This is a genomic window from uncultured Flavobacterium sp. (genome assembly GCF_951805225.1).
Taxonomy (GTDB): Bacteria; Bacteroidota; Bacteroidia; order Flavobacteriales; family Flavobacteriaceae; genus Flavobacterium.
This window is the reverse complement of the sequence record NZ_OX638201.1, coordinates 2314254-2333001: the sequence shown is the minus strand read 5'-3', so window position 1 is coordinate 2333001 and position 18748 is coordinate 2314254. Positions and strand designations below refer to the sequence as shown.

At 32.4% G+C, this 18748-nt stretch carries 16 protein-coding genes and 1 pseudogene; 7 read left to right on the top strand and 10 right to left on the bottom strand.

From position 1 onward, the window contains the following. Positions 1-668 precede the first annotated feature (668 nt). The 4 genes from WN975_RS09560 to WN975_RS09545 all read right to left on the bottom strand — a co-directional run bounded on the left by WN975_RS09560 (position 669) and on the right by WN975_RS09545 (position 3324). Positions 669-1763 carry an exopolyphosphatase gene (locus WN975_RS09560; RefSeq protein ID WP_337966335.1) on the bottom strand — a complete coding sequence of 365 codons (1095 nt, stop codon included), beginning with the start codon at positions 1761-1763 and terminating at the stop codon, positions 669-671. Positions 1764-2162: 399 nt separating this feature from the next. Continuing rightward, positions 2163-2411, bottom strand: a complete 249-nt coding sequence (locus tag WN975_RS09555) for a hypothetical protein (RefSeq protein WP_337966334.1) — start codon at positions 2409-2411, stop codon at positions 2163-2165. A gap of 7 nt (positions 2412-2418) precedes the next feature. Beyond that, positions 2419-2745 (bottom strand): hypothetical protein, encoded by a 327-nt coding sequence (locus WN975_RS09550; protein WP_337966333.1) that lies wholly within the window; start codon positions 2743-2745, stop codon positions 2419-2421. Between the two features lie 66 nt (positions 2746-2811). Further along, on the bottom strand, positions 2812-3324 hold the full coding sequence (locus WN975_RS09545; protein WP_337966332.1) for a Crp/Fnr family transcriptional regulator: 513 nt from the start codon (positions 3322-3324) through the stop codon (positions 2812-2814). 2116 nt (positions 3325-5440) lie between these two features. Between WN975_RS09545 and WN975_RS09540 the strand changes: the two genes are divergently transcribed. From WN975_RS09540 to WN975_RS09530, 3 genes are all read left to right on the top strand, one after another. Continuing rightward, complete coding sequence (locus WN975_RS09540; RefSeq protein WP_337966331.1) at positions 5441-6826, top strand: hypothetical protein; 1386 nt, start codon at positions 5441-5443, stop codon at positions 6824-6826. Positions 6827-6903: 77 nt separating this feature from the next. Further along, positions 6904-7974: a 3-phosphoserine/phosphohydroxythreonine transaminase gene (gene serC / locus WN975_RS09535; RefSeq protein WP_337966330.1), complete on the top strand. Its 1071-nt coding sequence runs from the start codon at positions 6904-6906 to the stop codon at positions 7972-7974. Between the two features lie 208 nt (positions 7975-8182). After that, on the top strand, positions 8183-9133 hold the full coding sequence (locus WN975_RS09530; RefSeq protein WP_337966329.1) for a D-2-hydroxyacid dehydrogenase: 951 nt from the start codon (positions 8183-8185) through the stop codon (positions 9131-9133). Positions 9134-9601: 468 nt separating this feature from the next. Here WN975_RS09530 and WN975_RS09525 read toward each other — a convergent pair whose 3' ends face one another. After that, positions 9602-10120, bottom strand: coding sequence for a Crp/Fnr family transcriptional regulator (locus tag WN975_RS09525; RefSeq protein ID WP_337966328.1), 519 nt, complete (start codon positions 10118-10120; stop codon positions 9602-9604). 1341 nt (positions 10121-11461) lie between these two features. Between WN975_RS09525 and WN975_RS09520 the strand changes: the two are divergent. Then, positions 11462-11635 (top strand): annotated as a pseudogene (locus WN975_RS09520) (DDE-type integrase/transposase/recombinase); the annotation flags it as partial. 242 nt (positions 11636-11877) lie between these two features. Here WN975_RS09520 and WN975_RS09515 read toward each other — a convergent pair. The 4 genes from WN975_RS09515 to WN975_RS09500 form a co-directional block, all read right to left on the bottom strand. After that, positions 11878-12267 (bottom strand): RidA family protein, encoded by a 390-nt coding sequence (locus WN975_RS09515; RefSeq protein ID WP_337966327.1) that lies wholly within the window; start codon positions 12265-12267, stop codon positions 11878-11880. 144 nt (positions 12268-12411) lie between these two features. Further along, positions 12412-12975 carry a Crp/Fnr family transcriptional regulator gene (locus tag WN975_RS09510; protein ID WP_337966326.1) on the bottom strand — a complete coding sequence of 188 codons (564 nt, stop codon included), beginning with the start codon at positions 12973-12975 and terminating at the stop codon, positions 12412-12414. Between the two features lie 421 nt (positions 12976-13396). Further along, positions 13397-14275, bottom strand: coding sequence for an IS3 family transposase (locus WN975_RS09505; RefSeq protein WP_337966325.1), 879 nt, complete (start codon positions 14273-14275; stop codon positions 13397-13399). Then, positions 14272-14562, bottom strand: a complete 291-nt coding sequence (locus tag WN975_RS09500) for a transposase (RefSeq protein WP_337966324.1) — start codon at positions 14560-14562, stop codon at positions 14272-14274. The genes WN975_RS09505 and WN975_RS09500 overlap by 4 nt, the downstream gene beginning before the upstream one ends. Positions 14563-14996: 434 nt before the next feature. On the opposite strand from WN975_RS09500, the gene WN975_RS09495 reads away from it, so the two are divergent. Continuing rightward, the gene (locus WN975_RS09495; RefSeq protein WP_337966323.1) at positions 14997-16550 is read left to right on the top strand and encodes an FAD-dependent oxidoreductase; all 1554 of its coding nucleotides are present in this window, start codon (positions 14997-14999) and stop codon (positions 16548-16550) included. A gap of 411 nt (positions 16551-16961) precedes the next feature. On the opposite strand, the gene WN975_RS09490 is transcribed toward WN975_RS09495, so the two are convergent. Next, a complete protein-coding gene (locus tag WN975_RS09490) occupies positions 16962-17516 on the bottom strand; it encodes a fasciclin domain-containing protein (protein WP_337966322.1) in 555 nt (184 codons plus the stop codon). A gap of 505 nt (positions 17517-18021) precedes the next feature. Between WN975_RS09490 and WN975_RS09485 the strand changes: the two genes are divergently transcribed. Continuing rightward, on the top strand, positions 18022-18327 hold the full coding sequence (locus WN975_RS09485; protein ID WP_337966321.1) for a TIGR03643 family protein: 306 nt from the start codon (positions 18022-18024) through the stop codon (positions 18325-18327). 17 nt (positions 18328-18344) lie between these two features. After that, on the top strand, positions 18345-18743 hold the full coding sequence (locus tag WN975_RS09480; RefSeq protein WP_337968982.1) for a DUF2452 domain-containing protein: 399 nt from the start codon (positions 18345-18347) through the stop codon (positions 18741-18743). Positions 18744-18748: the final 5 nt, after the last annotated feature.

Sequence of the window (18748 nt, the reverse complement as noted above, 5' to 3'; positions counted from 1 at the left end):
TAATTATTTTAGTTGTCATAGTTTTAGTTTCCACAGAAAGGTTGAAGACGTTGCTGCTGGCTGTTGTTCTTTAGGCAGGAATGACTTGATTTCTTGAATTGCCGATTAGTAAGTCATCCCAAACAAAATAGAAGTAGGCGGAGAGAAGTGAATATCTTTTTTTACTTCCTGATAATTGTTCCAAATAAAGGTATTCAGTGAGAATTTTGCCAATTATTTTTTTTAGAAACTGATAATACATTTGCAATTCACCTCCATAAGACATGACTTTGCTTTGCGCGTATTCAAGAATCTGATTGTCGGCTTCATAATAAATACCATGTTGTGAGTTGGGATTCAGGTAAATATAATATTTACTAACCGATACTCCTGATAAAACCAGTTACAAGACATGTATTTTTATTTATAATTTAGGTTTTAGAGATTATTTTTTGAAAATCTTCTCGTATGAGTAAGTCAGGAAAAAGGAATCAGACTACCTAATAAGGCAGTTTTTTTGTAGATGGAGTATTAATAACTTCGGCTATTTTGTTAAGACCAAAGAGATCAGGATAATTTTCATACTATTTCAGGATGAATGGAAGAAGTTAAATGATACAGAATATTATTTTATAGAATTTTGTAATAGCGAAAGCTAATAAGCTTTCTAAGAATACTAAAGTAGATGGTTAAAAATTAGCTATTACTTTTTTTGTGTGATCTATTATGTATGAGATAAGCCATACTATTTGTCCTTCTTTTACAAAGTATATTTTCTTTTTATCTAAATTTGGAATGCTTTCTACAAAGGCCAATAATATGTTATTTGCTGAAATAAGGTTTTTCTGATCATATGTACTCAAAACTCTGGCTGCTTCTTTATTGGTTTTAGAAAGGGTATTAAACTTGTTGAAATTATTCTTCAGGATCGCATCGTAATTAAAAATATCTTCCATGCTTAAAGAAACATAATGATCTTTAATGTTTTGGTCATAATATAACGTTGCAAAGGCCCAAACGGCTCCACCAGATAAATAGATCTTTTCTTTTTTTAATAAAATAGGATTTTCATCAAGCATTTCTTTTACTTTCTTGCACAGAATGGTTTTATAGTCAAAAGATTTTTCCTGGAATGTTGACATGTCATAGACCTGGTTTTGATACATAACTTTTTTTCTTACTGCATCTGTAAGCGTCACTGTTCCTAAATCAAACTTCAGGGATATAAACTCTGATTTATTCTCTGCCAGTTTATGAAGGTAACCGCCTTTAGTATTTTGGGCACCGATATTGAGCAATAAAGCATTAGAATAATCTACTTGCGGGATACCACCCTTAAATAGTATTTTAGATTCCTCGTCAATATTAATTATATCAAAACTTTTGTTAGTCAAAATAGTAATTTTATTTCTTAAAACGTCAATGTTGCTAGCGGATGCGAAAACTGGAGCAGCTGCTATAAAGATATTTTCTTCGAGAAGATTAAAATCTTTTCTAATTTTGCTTAATTGATCAAAAACGATAGTACTAGTTTTGTTGATGTCGTCCTGAGTAAGCTTGCCATTAGCAGAAATATGGTCGGCAAGACTAAGTTTTTCATTGGCGAAGTAGAGAATTTTATATTCTGTGTTCTTGATATTATTTACATCCAGAACTGAAATTTTTATTGCTCTGCGGCCGATTTCGATTCCGGCATAAAGATTTTTTTGAGAAAATGAATTGATTGAATAAAATAGGATTAAGAGAATAAAAAAAAGAATTTGGGATGTGTTTTTTTTAGACATTGGATTTAATTATGTTTATAATATAATTTTTTAATATGGACTTTAATATGATTTCTTTTTGAAAATCGGAAGTTTTAACCAGAGATAACCACTTTTAACTTTAAATAATTTAAAACTGTGAAAGGCGAGCTCTCAATAATAATTTATGGTTTTTAGATTAGCGAAAAAGTAAAAATCCCCTTCATATTGGTTAATTTGTACATTAAAAAATAGTTGATTATAAGTTGTATATATTGCGAGTAAAAAAAATAAAGCTCTGGCAACCAAGGGTTATGTAATGCTTTTACTATAAAGTTTCAGTTTGAAATATTTGGGACAACAAAATGATTATATTTTGAATTAGTTATTGCTTTACAATATTCATGTAAATAGTATGCCAAAATATTTGATAAAATATTTTTATAATTCATATTTAGGGAAAAAACTACGTTTGATAGCTTTTTCATCGAAATCAGCATTACTTTTAATTTTTAAAGATGTTGATTCCCCAAAACATTTTACATAAATTTCGTTACATTTTAAATTTAGTATGCAAAAACCTGCAGATTTAACTGTTCCCACATTTACTGAGACATCAGAATGAAAAATTTCTAATGGAAATATAATTGGAATATCATTTTTTTCAATTATAATATATTTTAAAAGCATATGAATATTAATTATTATTTGTGTTACTTAAATTGAACGAAAAATTAGTAACGAATAAATTTAAAAACATTGCCATTTTAATTTGTTCCATTATATCGATATTATAAATATCATAATCTAAAATGCATATTCCATCAGATCTTAAAAGTAAATCTTTGTTAATTTTAATTGCTTTGTTATATTCATCGTCATATTTTTTAAACATATCTATAGGGTTTATTACAATAAAACCAAGATTCCTCATAAACGTAGCTGCAGAATTAAATTTTTCTACAATTTTAAAGTCTTTAGGATCTCCGATGTCTCCAATTAAATATATTTTTTTATAAATCATTTTTATGTTGTTTAGCTTAAATTAAAGTTCTTAATAAAAAACTATTGCATTTTATATTATTAAAAATTAAGAAAGATTAGCTTTGTTTTTTATATCACTTAAATATTCAGGTGTTACATTAATAAATGAGGCTATGGACTTTTGAGATAATCTTTGAACTAAATGAGGATAAGTTTTGACAAAGTCGGCATATCTTTCCGAGGACCCTAAGCTTATCAATTTTGAAATTCTATTATTTGCATTAATAAGAGTTTCAGCAATTAAAAATAATGCGTATAAGAGATCTTGTTTATTTAAAAATTCAATGTTTTTTAAAAATAATCTACTGATTACTAGTATTTTTGAATCTTCCACTGATTCTATGAAAATTAATGATGGTACGCCATTTACAAAACTATTTAAATCTGAGATAATCTCATTTTCAGCTGCGAATTCTACTATATGCTGGTTTCCTTTTTCATCTATGATATAACTTTTTAAACATCCCGTCAAAACTTTATAAACAGCTTTACAGTCTTCTCCTTTAAATAATATTATGGTGTGTTTTTTGATTTTTTTAACTGTAAATTTTTCTGACATAGGTATTTATTTTAGTAATATATAATATCCCCATTAATCCTTACTTCTTTTGACAAGAAGACTAAAGGTGCTCTATCTGATTTATGTTAAAACAAAAAGAGGGTAATATTTTATGTTATTTTTAAAATGAAATATTAATTTTTCTATTTTACTGTCCAGTAATTTTTTAGCAAAAATCTGCCTATTTTAGATATTAAATATTAAGATATCTTAATAAATTACTTTTTTTTTCAGGCGATTTGAAAAAAAATAAGGCAACAGTTGTGATTTTTTAAGAATTTGTAAATTCAATTTTTCTAATTTCAAACTGTTTTATACGATAAACTATCAAGAGATGTACTTTTTCTAAATTTTTTTATAATTGTAAGAATTGAAATTCTGTGTTTTAAAAAATTATCAGGTTTAAAAACTACCATGTTTAATTTTAAACTCTTTTTAAATCAGTACCAAGAAGTTAATTAGTAAAACGAAATATTTTTGAATTTTTGATAGTGTTTTTCATCAAGATCTAAAAAACGCTTTTTCAATAGCCCTATCAACGATCACGATCAATTTGGCTCTATAAATGACTATTTGTTAAATTATGGGAAGTGAACCAAAAGCAAAAAAATATCCCTTAAAGAAATTTTAATATATTCTGAAATAAGAATAAATATGACCATTAATGGAATCACTTTTAAAGAATTCAAAATATATAAATTAGTGACTGAACTAAATTCGAGATGACATGTAGCGCATATTTGCCTTTGTAGTTATGTATTTTCAATTAAAGCTTTATTAGCAGTTTGTATTTTAATTTTTTTTTACACTACAATGATCTGTTAGTAAGGATATACTATTTATAATAGTATTGAAATAATTAATATCATTGGATTAGAGAATTAATGAATTTTAATTTTTTTTTATTGTATAAATCAACTTATGTTAACCAAGAATAATACTAATATAAAAATGCTTGTTAAGCGCAATATTCTTTCCTTAACTATTTGTCTTGAAGCAGTTGTTCTACTATGTTTAAAAAGTTTTTTGAAAGCCAAAAGCTTTATGTTTTGCCGCTAAAATATTCCATTTAAAATTTAGTAGCTAATGTGTAGCAATAAAAATATAAATCTTTAAATCGTATGTATGGATAATAGATATAATTCATGTGGATTTTATTAGCATACTATTTTGTTCAGTTGGTGAATTGATTACTTATTATGTTATAAATTTTTAATAGTAACATTCCAACTGGTTTCATAATATGAATTTCTTTATTTATCGAATACCTATAATCGTTTAATCCGAAAAATTGGAAAGTATATATGCTAACTTCACAAGGAGGCTAGGGAAGAATTAGCACACATCTAGAAGCAATCCATTTTCTTATATTGATTAAGGTTTGAGGAAAGTTTTTCTGAAAACTATCAGCTAGGCTTTAAATAAAACCTTTTTTTAAGGACTAAATGATTACTTGTCTTTTTCATTTAGCATTAAAAATTACTCACTATAGGTTTAAATCTGAATGAGTCATTTTCTTTTTAAGGTTTCAGTAGAATTAATTGCGTATTAAATTATTTGATTATTTCCGGTTTCTTTAAGTTGTAAATATCTCGTAGTTATGCGTTGACAAAATAATTGATTAAGTAATCTTATTAATTAGATGTCGCACAATATTATTTTTTTTATTAAGATATCTTATTATTTGAGTTATAAAAAAGTTTCATTTTTGCAGAGTATTTATTTCTAGTGGTATTATATAAAAAAAACACTCAGATTTATTGTTGTTAGTGATAAAATTTCAAACTCTCTTTAGTAAGAAAAAAATGATACTACAAATCAGAGAAAGTTAAATTATTTTAAAAGACAGGTCGTAAAGTTATTTATAAAGTTTTGACGGGATGTTTAAAAAGTTATATCATAGATGAAAAAGGAAACCAGCAGATATTATATTTCGTTAGCGAAAACAGGGTTATTTCAGCCTTGAATAGTTTTGCAAATAATTTTCCTAATTGATTTTTATAGAATCTATAAAAGGTTCACAATTTTGTTTACCAGTAAAATATTTTTAGAGTATTGAAAATATTGAGAGGGTTAGTTTTTAGAGTGTATTAATAATTATAAAATAAAGTTACCTATGAAGTTTCAAATTAAAAGTTGCATGAATTATGTTTTAAAAATCGTTATGATGTTAGTAATATTTTCTGTAGTGTCCTGCAGCGATGACAAAGAAAAAAAGGAAGAGATTCCTTTATCCAAAATAGATCTTTTGTCAAGCCTTAGTAGTTTTGAAATTCCGATATCTGATGCGCCGCCTGTAACAGTTGCTGAGATTGCTAATTCTTTATATAGCAGCCCTTCTTCACCTTATGGGATGGGGGCCGTCATTGATTTTGTAGTCAATTTAGATAATACGATAGATATTTTGTGGATTGGTAAAGATAAAATTAAACATTTAATAAGGGTTTCGTTGATAAATAAGTCTGTGATAAAAGATTTTATAATTCCTACCAAAGCAAATTTGGGTAATTTTCTTGGTTTTGATTCACTTGGAGAGGATAAATTTGTTCTAGGTTATTCAAAAGATAATTCATCTGGTGATAAAGATGCTGAAGCCTGGTATACTGCTTTTGATGGTAATACTGGTAAAGAGATATTTGATACACGAATTTTTGGAGAAATAAGTTTAGCAGAGATATGGTCTAAAGGAAATCCAGGACAGGCTGGAACATCAATTGTAAAATACAATGCGAAAGATAAAGTAATTGCAATTTATACCGCACATACACAAAGATGGGATGACAATGTTAGGCATCAGGCAGGATGGCTAGGTTTTTTAGATGCTACAACAGGTAAACTTCTAACTAAGGGAAGTAAGAATGAAGTAGTTGGTAACACTTGGTTTTATTCTCATAATTTTGATCAAAGAGGAATGTTTTCAAAAGAGGGAAAATTTTATGTTCTTGCTCATGGCGATTCTTTTCCCAGGTCATTAGGATTTGAGAAATTCTCATCTATTAAGGGGAGTGAAGGAGGAATTGAATATCATAAAATACAAAATGGAGCAAGTGGAAATAATACAACTAATTCCAATACGGGAGATTTAGAAGAACTATCAGATGGAAATGTTGCAATTGTTTTTTCAACATCAGACGCAAGATCAAATAGAGATTTAAAATTAGTTATTTTGGATGCTTTACAGACAAGCAAACCCAATATCAATAAAGAGTCGTGGGTAAGTTCTAATAAGGGACCGGAATATGTTGGTTGGGGTTCTAAAGTTGTACAATTGGGAGATAAAATCTTGATTGGATGGAATACTTTTGATGGCAAGAAGCCTCTAAACAGTAAATTCTGTTTAGCTGATATAAAAGGAAATTTGATATCTAGTCCCACTGTACTGCCTGCTGTTGTTCTGTATCCTACACAATCTATTAAAAAAACAACAGATGGGAATAAGGCTATTTTCGTATCCTATAATGGTGAAAAAAAATTAATAGTGAATATTATCAGCGCACAATAAATTTGTAAGCAATTTAGCAATTTTCAAACCTATTCTCGAAATTTTAATTTCTTAGAAAAAAGAAATTAACAACAACCATGAAAAAACACAACTACAGCGCAGGACCAAGTATTTTACCTCAAGAGGTTTTTGAGAAAGCATCAAAAGCTATATTAAATTTTAATGATTCAGGACTTTCTATTCTTGAAATTTCGCACCGAAGCAAAGATTTCGTTGCCGTTATGGAAGAAGCCCGATCCCTTGCTTTAGAGTTATTAGGACTTACAGGAAAAGGGTATCAAGCCTTATTTTTACAAGGTGGTGCAAGCACAGCATTCTTGATGGCTCCGTATAATTTATTGAAAGAAGGTGGAAAAGCCGCTTATTTAGACTCCGGAACCTGGGCAACTGCCGCTGTAAAAGAAGCTAAGCTTTTTGGCGAAACTGTTATCGTAGGTTCTTCAAAAGAAGAAAATTACAATCATATTCCAAAAGGATACGCAATACCAAGTGATGCTGATTATTTTCACTGCACAAGTAACAATACCATTTTTGGAACTCAAATGAAAGAATTTCCGGCAACTAACATTCCTGTTGTTTGCGATATGAGTTCTGATATTTTTTCTCGCAATTTAGATTTCTCTAAATTTGATTTGATCTTCGCCGGAGCTCAAAAAAATATGGGCCCTGCAGGAACTACTTTAGTGGTAATCAAAGAAGAAATTCTAGAGAAAAACGGAAGAACTATTCCCAGTATGTTAGATTATGCCAAACATATTAAAGCAGAAAGTATGTACAATACTCCTCCTGTTTTTGCTGTTTACGTTTCATTATTAACATTACAATGGATTAAAAGCAAAGGTGGAATCGTTGCTGTTGAAAAATTAAACGACGCAAAAGCTGATTTACTTTATGCTGAAATCGACAGAAACCCATTATTTAAAGGTGCTGCAGCGGTAGAAGATCGTTCTAAAATGAACGTTACGTTCTTGTTAAACAACGCCGATCATACTGCAACTTTTGATGCTTTATGGAAAGAAGCCGGAATTTCAGGATTGCCTGGACACCGCTCAGTGGGTGGTTACAGAGCTTCCATCTACAATGCTATGCCGATCGAAAGTGTTCAGGTTTTAGTAGATGTTATGAAAGCACTGGAAAGTAAAGTTTAGTTTTCAGTCACAGTTTTCAGTTTACCCGAAAATTTAAATTGAATACGGGATTCTTAGCCCCGATAGATGGAAATCCTTTTTTGTTTTTTCTTTAAAAACAAAAAAGATTATAACGGATAGCGGGATCAGCTCCTAAACAAAAAAGAAAAAATTATAATATATGTTTAATCTAATCTGTACGATTAAACAAGTAAACACATAAACGAAGATGAAAGTATTAGCCAATGACGGAATTTCAAAAAGTGGAATTCTTGCTTTAGAAAAAGGAGGTTTTGAAGTTATTACTACAAAAGTAGCTCAGGAACAGGTGGCTAACTTTGTAAACGAAAATAATGTAACGGTGGTTTTAGTACGTAGTGCTACCAAAGTTCGTAAAGACATTATCGATGCCTGTCCGGGACTTAAAATTATTGGTCGTGGTGGTGTTGGTATGGACAATATCGATGTTGATTATGCCAAAAGCAAAGGAATACATGTAATTAATACTCCGGCTTCATCATCAGAATCTGTTGCTGAACTGGTATTTGGACACTTGTTTTCTGGTGTTCGTTTCTTACATGATTCTAATAGAAACATGCCTCTTGAAGGGGATTCGAACTTTGATGGTTTGAAAAAAGCATATGCAAATGGAACTGAATTAAGAGGAAAGACTCTAGGTATTGTTGGTATTGGTCGTATCGGACAAGCTACTGCAAAAATGGCGCTTGGTTTAGGAATGAAAGTAATCGCTGCCGATAGTTTTATTCCTTCTGTAGACGTTAAAGTGGAGTTTTTTGATGGTCAGTCAATCACTACGACTATCGTTTCTCAATCTTTAGAATCTTTATTCAAAGAAGCTGATTTCATTACATTACACGTTCCTGCTCAGGATGGTTACATCATTGGAGAAAAAGAACTGGCAATCATGAAAGACGGTGTTGGAATCGTAAACTGTGCTCGAGGTGGTGTTATCGATGAAGTTGCTTTAGTAAAAGCTTTAGATTCTGGAAAAGTTGCTTTTGCAGGTTTAGACGTTTTTGAAAGCGAACCAAAACCAGAAATGGCTATTTTAATGCACTCTAAAATTTCATTAACGCCACACATTGGAGCTGCTACCGGAGAAGCACAAGACAGAATTGGTACAGAATTGGCTTTACAGGTTATTACATTGTTGAGCTAAGTATTATAAAATATAATTTGAAGAGGCTGTCCAGAAAACAGCCTCTTTTTTTTGAACGCAATTTTAATTTTTCATTAGCTCAGGGATATTGAAAATTTGCTGTATAAAATTGCTCAAAAATTCGTCTCATCACGTTTCTAAAGATAATTGAAGATGTAAATAGTATTATTTTAAAAAAGACTTCAAGGAATATACATTTAGAATTAAGATTATTCTTTTGGTGATATTCTCTTTCAATAATTTAGATTCAGACGTCAGTTAATTCAGTAAATACAATTATAGCGTAAGACAAGGTAAGGTGTTATAAATTACAATTCAAATGTCAAAATAGTGTTTAAAAAGACGATTTAGTTTCGCAGTTGGTTTCTTAGGAGGTTATAAAACAAAACTAAAATCGTGGGCTACTTGTATTTGATTAGTCAACAATGTTTTACATTGTGATGTAATTTTAACATACAGTTCTGTAAATTAAAAAAAAAGGTTATTATTTTTCAAGGTACTCAAATGTTCAGAGGAAACACCAATATATGAAGCGATAAGCTTTTGAGGTATTCTTTGAATTAAATTTGGATAGGATTTTATAAAATCTTTATATCTTTCAATTGGTGTCGAACCCAATAACATTGATAAGCGTTTATTAATTGCTATAATGTTTTTTGTTAAAACAAATATTCTTTCGATAAGATCTTCGTTTTTATATTGTGGTAATTCTGCAATTAAATTCCTGCCTAACAATAATACTTCAGAGTCTTCTATTGCGTCAATAAAAAATACTGAAGGCTCATTATAAATGAAACTATTGAAATCTGTTAATAACCAATCCTCTGGAGCAAATATTAAGGTTACCTCCTTGCCTTTTTCGTTTATGATATAACTTCTCAAGCACCCTCGTAGAATTTTGTATGTATATTTACAATCATCTCCTTTAAAAAGTACAATTGTACCTTTCTTTATTTTTTGTGTTGGCAAATTTTCTGGAATGTACATATTTAAACTAAAAAAGAATATCTTAAAAAAAATAGCCACAGTACTGGACTAAAAACTTGTTGAATTTACTCACTAACTAAATACTAAAACTGCGTAGAATTTAAATAAATTATTGATCTACTAAAACTAATGAAGTTATCTAAATTCATGATAACTAGATAAAAAATAATTCACTTATTGTCTTGTTTTAGATGGAGTTTTAAATAATTTCGGTAAGAAATAATTAAGAATATTTGCTTACCATTTCTAAGTTTCAAATATAGTATTAAAAATCTTCATTTGAAAGAAATTAAGAACTAAGATATATTGCAACGCTTTTTTCGCATTTGGGAATACTTCTATCTTTGGAATTTTAAAACTACCAAAAAATGAATACAATCTTTAGAATTTTAAATCATCAAAAAAATGAATACTAAAGGTCATTGTTATCCAAAATACATAATTCTTCAGTCAGTATATTTCAAATTAAGATGTATACTTAGCTATCGGATGTTGAAGAAATAATGAAGGTTAGAGGAGTGTTTGTGGATCATGCTACGATTCAGCGCCGGGTAAGTTTGCGCCTTTGATTAAGTCAGAGATCAAGAAGAGAAAAGACAGAGTGGGGGCGAGTTGGAGATTGGATGAGACCTATATCAAATAAAAGATATCTTGTGTTATTTATATATAACAGTAGATAAATTAGGTAATTAATTTGGAGTGGTCATGATCGTCAATTATATATAATATTATTTTTTAGGAGATCATCCCGCTATACGTTTCACCCGATCGCAAGCGAACTGGCTAAGAATTCTTTTGTGCCCAGCCTCGGCACCAAAGGATTTCACTGCTATCGGGGCCAGTGCTGCTGCAGGGCTTTTTGTTTATCGAGAACTGTACATTGCAACCCACTTTTTGTATTTCTAATCAATACTGAATTTTCGTTTTTTTTTAATGCCATATGTGCAATTCTCTCACAAAGCTATTATTACTTCCAGCAGAAAATCAATGAATAACCTAAACACATGAAGCTGCCTTTCAACTTTACTAAACACTCGCCTTTTTATACTGATGCAATAAAACATAGCATACTGCGGCTCTTTAGACTAATAAAAAATTAAGAAGGTTATAAAAAAAAGCGCCAATTGGCTGGTGTGCCCAGCATGGGCGATAACTCTAGGGTGCAAGTCCCCAACATACCTTTACAGTGGGAAGTGCTAACTGAATGCAAGGGTGTCCATCGCGTGAGTGGAATCTGAAGGAAACAGTAGGCAAACTCTTGGCCTGACGGAGAGAAACTATATACAAGGCCAGAAATGTTGGTTAAGGTTGCCAGCTAAACTGAAGTCCCAAACTGTACGGAAACAGGACCATCGATTTATAAAATGGAGGATACAAAACGGGTTAGGCTTTAAAAGCTTTGAATCAGCAAGACGAACATTGAGTAGAATTGAAGTTGTGCATATGCTGAGAAAGAATCAGATGATTGGACATGGGACAGCTATGTTTAAATCATTATGTAAATTAGCAGGCTAACTTTTAAATTACTTAGATTCTTATATTTGATTCTGACAGATGCCACAGAACCACCGTTTATTATAAAATGATTGTGTTAAGAGCTGGGCTGCATAATCATTGATTTTAATACTTAAATTAAGTGAAACCAATGTGAAAAACAAAAAAAAACTGTCCGAAATTACTTCTCGGACAGCCTCTTCTTTTTTGTAGTCTTTAGGAGCCTATTGATACTTAACCCATTCACTGCAATTGAGGAAGGGTTATCTTACTGCTATAGCTTCCAGCTCTACTGTCAGTGTTTCAAAAAGACCTTTTACCTCTAACAAAGTCATCGTCAGTTTGATGTCATTTTTGGCGATCCATTCCTGAAGGATAGGAAACTGGCGCCAAAGATCTGCAGTTGAGATGGTGTAGATCTTTAAGTGCACAATATTTTTGCAGTCGTAACCAGCTTCGCGGATTACTTGTTCCAGATTTTGTATGGCTCCAGTCAATTGTGTTTTCATGTCGCCAGTACTCGATTGTCCATCAGCGCTGATGGCTGTTTGTCCTGAAACGTAGAGTGTACCTTGTATTTGTTCTACTTCTACAGCTTGTACAAAACTCAGTTGATCTTGCCATTTCCAGGGATTAGTGATTTTCTTTTGCATTCTTTTTTTGGATTTTCTGTTGCCATGGATAGTCCATGGTTGTATTTAATTAATCATCCAAAGTTAGATGGAATGCAGGGATTTTGAAGATGACATTACTCACTATTATGGTGTGAGGTTTGTCACACCATGCCCTTTGTTCGGTTAACGGGAAAATCTGCTCAGGGTTTCTCTGGACACGCCCAGATAGGCAGCAATTAGTGATTTTGGGACGCGATGAAATAAAGAAGGATATCGTTTAAGCAATTGCTCATAGCGTTCTTTTGCATTAGAGCTAATCAGCGACAATATGCGTCGCTGCGCTCCAAGAAAACCAAAACTCGATTTCTCGAGGAAGAAACGTTCCATCTTTTGGAGGCCATCACATAGCTTTCGGTAATTATCGAAGGAAAGGGCGAGCACTTCAGTGTCTTCCAAACATTCCAACGATAGAGTTGCTTCAGTCTGCGTGTAAAAGGCATAATAATCACTTTCCCACCAATCTTCCATTGCAAAGGAAATGATGTGCTCTTTTACCGAATCATCTGTATGAACCAATTTTAAAAGCCCCGATACTACAAAGTAAGAATATTTCACCTGATCGCCCTTCTGGATAATAAATTGGTGTTTCTTAAACTTCTTGACCATAAAATGAGTCGATACAAAGGTAAATTCCTCATCACTGAGTGGTACTATTTTTTCTATATGTTCTCTTAGTTTTTCCTCCATAAAATGACTTCTATTTTTCTAACAGCCTGCCTAAAACCATTGCCTCTTGCCAAAATACAAATAACAAACTCAATAACAAGCAGTGCCATAAGACATCAGTTTTCTTCGGGGTTTAAGCTAAAACAAAAGTACAAAAAAATGAGGAGCCCTAATGAAGTACATTAAAATCAAGGTAAAGATCTGGACAAAAGAAGGCAGATAATGATCTGGAGTAATGCTTCAGATTACAAATTGTAAAACTAAGTGATGTTGACCACCTGTTTTTAGTAAAAAAGACTAAATTTTTTTAGGTATACTAATAAGGTAGTAATGTTTCGAACTTGAGCCTTCAAATTGTTTTAATACAGTATTATCAGTTCTTGTTAAATCTAAATGCATCGATTGTGCACCCAGTTTAACTCTAGCATCATAAGAAAAGCTATTATTTAATTGCCTGCTGATTCTGAAACTCTTCGATCGTTAAGTTTCCGAGTGCAGAATGTCTTCTGCAGGTGTTGTAAAAGTTCTCGATATAATCGGTTATTGATTTTTCTGCTTTCTCTTTAGTCTTATATTTATTTTGGTATACCAGTTCTACCTTTAATGTCTTGAAGAAGCTTTCTGCTATCGCGTTATCATAGCAGTTTCCTTTTCGGCTCATGCTTTGGGTTATTTTATTTGTGACTAATAAAGCAATAAACTCACGGCAGGCATATTGCTTTCCTTGGTCTGAGTGAAAGAGTAGTTCCTGATTGTTCTCCAATGGACGATTTAAAAGAGCTTTCGTTAAAGAGGTGATGCTGGTATCTTTTGCTCTCATTGTTTCGCTGATTGACCAGCCGATCACTTTACGGTCAAAAAGGTCTATTACCACAGTGAGATAGATCCAGCCTTCATCTGTTTCGATGTAGGTAATATCAGAAACCCAGATTTCGTTTCTTCTGGCTGCCTTAAAAATCTGTTCTAATCTGTTTTCTGCTGATCTGTTATTACGGGGTGGGCTTGTAGTCTTTTTATATTTAGATTTAGATTTAGCAATGCTTCTCAGATGGTTTTCCTTCATAATCTGCCCGACAAATTTTCTGGAAACTTTTATCCCGATGGAATCTAATTCTTTAGCAATTCTCGGGCTTCCGTATCGGCATTGGCTCCAGTGGTAAATTCTTATAATTTCTTTTATTATATGGGCTTTCCGAACTGACTTTGCAGTGGGGGTTCTTTTCCTCCATCTGAAGAAACTGCTTTTGTGAATCTGAAAAATCCGGCACATCTTCTCGACAGGAAAAATTTCAGCATTTTCTCTGATGAATTCATATTTCACCCGCCGCTCTTGGAGAAGATATTTTGAGCCTTTTTTAGGATGTCCCTTTCAATTTCTAATTCTTTTATCTGTTTCCGAAGCTTCTGCAGCTCATTTTTATGGGATATTTCAGCTGAAGTTTTCTTTATGGTAAATATGCCTTCCTGGTAAAGCTTCTTCCAGTGCTGAAGGGTACTTGTACTGATATTGAGTTCTCTTGCCACGTCACAGACTCTTCCGCAGTGGATGCTCATGGAAGCGGCCAGAATCTTAAAGCTTAAAGTAAAGGTTCTCCTCGTATTTTTCATGCTGTTAAAATTAGAAGGAATAAAATTAGCTGCCAGTCAGAAATTTTAGGCAATATATCATCATTTTTTACAAATTCAGATAAATACTGCCTAAGCTTTTAGTCGCAAATAAGGTATCAACTCCAATTTGTGTACCAATTGCTTATTAAAAACTCATTTGTAGTTTTTAGAGCTAAATTGCCAGCGTTTTAATGTATGTTGTAATGATTGGTGTTATAATGAAACAGGGGATTAAAAATGCCGTTTTGACTTTAAGCTTCTACATCCTGACCCCAGCGGAAGATTTGCTGGATAATCATATAAATTATCATTTCCTGAACTTTAAAATTTATAGACATTTTATTTTTTTTGTTGTAAGAATTTTATTAAATTTAAAACTTTTAGAAGTTATATTTTTATTCTGATAACGACTTCAATTTATAATAAGATAAGTTATGAATACAGATAAATGTTTAGAACTGGACGGGTCTACAAAATGTATTTCATCTACCAAGGATATTCGAAGCGAAATCAAATGCAATCACAGCACAGAGATTTTAGTTATCGGTACAAGCGCTGCAGGTATCAGCGCTGCCTACTGGTTAAGAAAATCCGGCAGGAAGGTGATACTGGCAGGCACGGCAATGCCTCACCAGAGCGGGTCCGGGAGGATTACAGCCAATATAGCAAACCCCATAACGTGTAGTTATTATGACATGTCAGACAGGATAGGGGTGAAAAAAGCGGCCAAAGTTCTCAAGAGTTACAAAAATGCATTAGAATGGACTGCCTCTGTAATAAGGCAGGAAGCAATACAATGCGGATATAAGGAAGTGAAGAGTTATTTATTTCCTTGTGCGGATGAAGATGACAGCAGGATGGACAAAGAATATGCCGCTGCCCGATCCCTGCGGCTGCCGGTAAAGATGCTTCATTCTATACCGTCTTGTAAGACGGCGGAAAACAAAAAATGTCTGCAGCTTTCCAGACAGTCCCAATGTGATGTTGCCTCATTTCTTAATGGGCTTCTTAAGGCATTTATAGAGGAGGGCGGGATATTTTTTGACCACTCAAATGTTGAAAAAATCTCTGACCAAGGGGCAGATATTAACGGGTATTTCATACAATCGGACCATGTTGTACTCGCTTGTGATACGCTGATCAACAAGCTGCCTCAATTCTCGGCCAGACTCAATATGCAGAAAGCGTACCGCATCGGAGTAAAAATTCCAAAGGGTACAATGCCCTTTGGATTCTGGAGTGAAACCCGGCCTTTATATTCCCAGCGGGTTTCCGGACCCAATCATAATGCTGTAGTGGAAGCACTGGATTCCCAGTACGATCTTTTAACTGCAGAAGCTTTATATGATACATCGGCAAGATATGAGCCTGAAACTGAAAAAGGGGAGCAGAGAATGGAAAAGCTTGCTTTATGGACTAAAATGCATTTTCCTTCTTTCACCGCTGCTGACTGTAAATGGTCGGGAGAAATAATGCAGCCTTGCGATCTGTTGCCTTTGATAGGCAGAAGTTCAGCCGGCGGGAATATTTTTATTGTAAAAGGGTCTGCAGTAAACGAAATTTCGGACGGGGCATTAGGTGCCCTTATTATTAAGGATCTTATTAATGGAAAAAGAAACAGCTGTGTAAAATTATATGCCCCGTCGCGGACTCCGATGAGGAAAGCCGGAGAGGATACTCGTGAAATTCGCAGGGCTTCACTGGAGAAGGCCCGAAAATGGCTTGCCTGGGATATTTCAACAGTTTCGGACCTGCGTGATGAAGAGGGCAGGATTATTACTGCGGGAGATGATAAAATTGCAGCCTACCGGGATAAAAGCGGAAAACTGCACCTCTATGAGGGAACCTGTCCCCACAGCGGTATGGACTTGGAATGGAATAAGGAATGTAAAACTTTTGACAGCATCTCAAAGGTTTCGAGGTTCTGCCCTTTGGGCATTGTACTCAGCGGACGTTCCGATATCGGGCTGCAGAAAAAGATTTTTTGAATATTGTTACGAAAAAAATCCCTTAGAGACTGTCATCACGCTCCTGCCGCTTTTAGATTTAGAATTTTTAACGCATCGAAAATGGATACCGAAGGTCATTGCTGTCCAAAGGTTACCATTCAGCAGGAAGTCTATTACAGGTTTAGGTTTATTTTAACTTATTGAGATGTTGAAGAATGAAGATTATGGCTATGAATGTTAGTTCATGTACTTTATAGTAAAAAGATATATTCTTAATTTTTTCCAAAAAAGAGATGTCAAGTCCAAAATATTTAAAGTCTTAAGCTGGCAATAAAATGGTAATCAAAATCTCTTATACAATTGACTATTAATATTGTATCTCATAGTAATTATATAAAAAGCCCTGAAATTTCAGGGCTTTTTATATAATTGTAATTTATTTTCAGCAAATTACATTTTTGGAAGCAGTACTGTGTCCACTACATGTATAACACCATTAGATTGATTTACATCTGAAATTGTAACTTTAGCCTTATTGCCGCTTTCGTCGCTAATGTACAAATCTTTTCCATCCATCCAGGCAGTTAGAGTTCCTCCGCTCACTGTTTTTAAAGCAGCTTTTCCTTTACCAGCTTTTATTGCTTTTGCAATATCAGAACTATTCATTTTACCGGCCACTACATGATATGTCAATATGGTTTGTAATGATTTAATATTCTCAGGTTTCAATAATGTATCAACAGTTCCAGGCGGCAATTTACTAAATGCTTCATTTGTTGGTGCAAAAACAGTAAATAGCCCTTTACCTTGCAGAGTTTCAACTAATCCTGCTGCTTTTACTGCTGCTACCAAGGTGGTATGATCCTTTGAGTTTATCGCATTTTCTATAATATTTTTATTAGGATACATAGCTGATCCGCCAACCATTACAGTTTTTTGCGCAAATGATGTAAATCCAAACCCTAATGCCAAAATTGCTGCGGCTAAAAATTTTCTAGTTTTCATAATTACTTTTTTTAAGTTATAAAGTCATTTACGCTTTAATATTCTTTTTGGTTTTAAAAGAAGTCAAAAAATAAAGTAAAATAAAATCGGACTAAGTAAAAGGTATTATGGATGAGTATTTTGAAGTAATATTTTTTGTGCAATTTACTTTTGTCAAAATAATTTCGCTGTTGTATTCAAAATCAAAGCAAACATGTAATGTATAGCCTAAATTTCTTCTTCTTTATCTTTGGCACTCCAAGTTTTCAATTAAGTAATTTTAATCAATTGATTATAAACTTTAAAAATCAAATGTTATTCTTTTAGCCCTTTTAAGTACTTAAAAGATGGAATTCTTGAAATAAAGAATTGTGGCCTGGATTTTTTATCAATTTATAAAATAGAATTTCTTCCCATCTTTTAGATTATATCTATTGGTTTAAGATTTAATGTATTATCAATTCTCTCATAACTGTAAAAGTATTATTTTTGTTTAATGGTATTTAATAACTGTTAAACAAAATATATGATAAAGTCAATCATTGTAAAAATCGATAATGGTGTATTGAATGAAATTCAGATCGATAGAATTATAGAAATGACATGGGAAGACCGAACACCTTTTGATGCAATAAAATTTCAATTTCATCTTTCAGAAGCCGATGTTAAAGCTTTAATGAAAAAAGAGCTAAAATTCAGCAGTTATAAATTATGGCGCATTCGCGTTGAAAATTGTAAAACAAAACACGCTGCAAAGAGAACCCCAGAAATTGAAAGGTTTAAATGTAACAGGCAAAGATCAATTTCAAATAATAAAATATCTAAGCGTTAAAAAAACATTTCAATATGATAAAAAAAGATAAACCGGATAATGTCGTATTTTCTGAGCAGCATGGTTATAATGCAAGCCTATTGCCATATGCTACAAGTGTTGGTGCACCGGTAATAAAAGCAGATGATTTAGCAGGATGGAAAGGCATGGGCCTAAATAAGGTAAACAAAGAGTTTGAAAGTAAATTCAATGAACTAAAAATGCAATACCAGGATTTAATCGAAGAATTCCAATGGAATGAATTGGTATACAATGCCAGATTTTCTTTTGAACCTATTGTAGGTGAAATATATCACTTATATAAAGATGCAGACGGTTTTGATTTTCTCTCACTTATAGGACCCAAAGAATGGAATAAGGAACATATTGCTACTTTTAGACTTAACAGTGATAAAAAATGGATACTCATCAATTGAAAAGT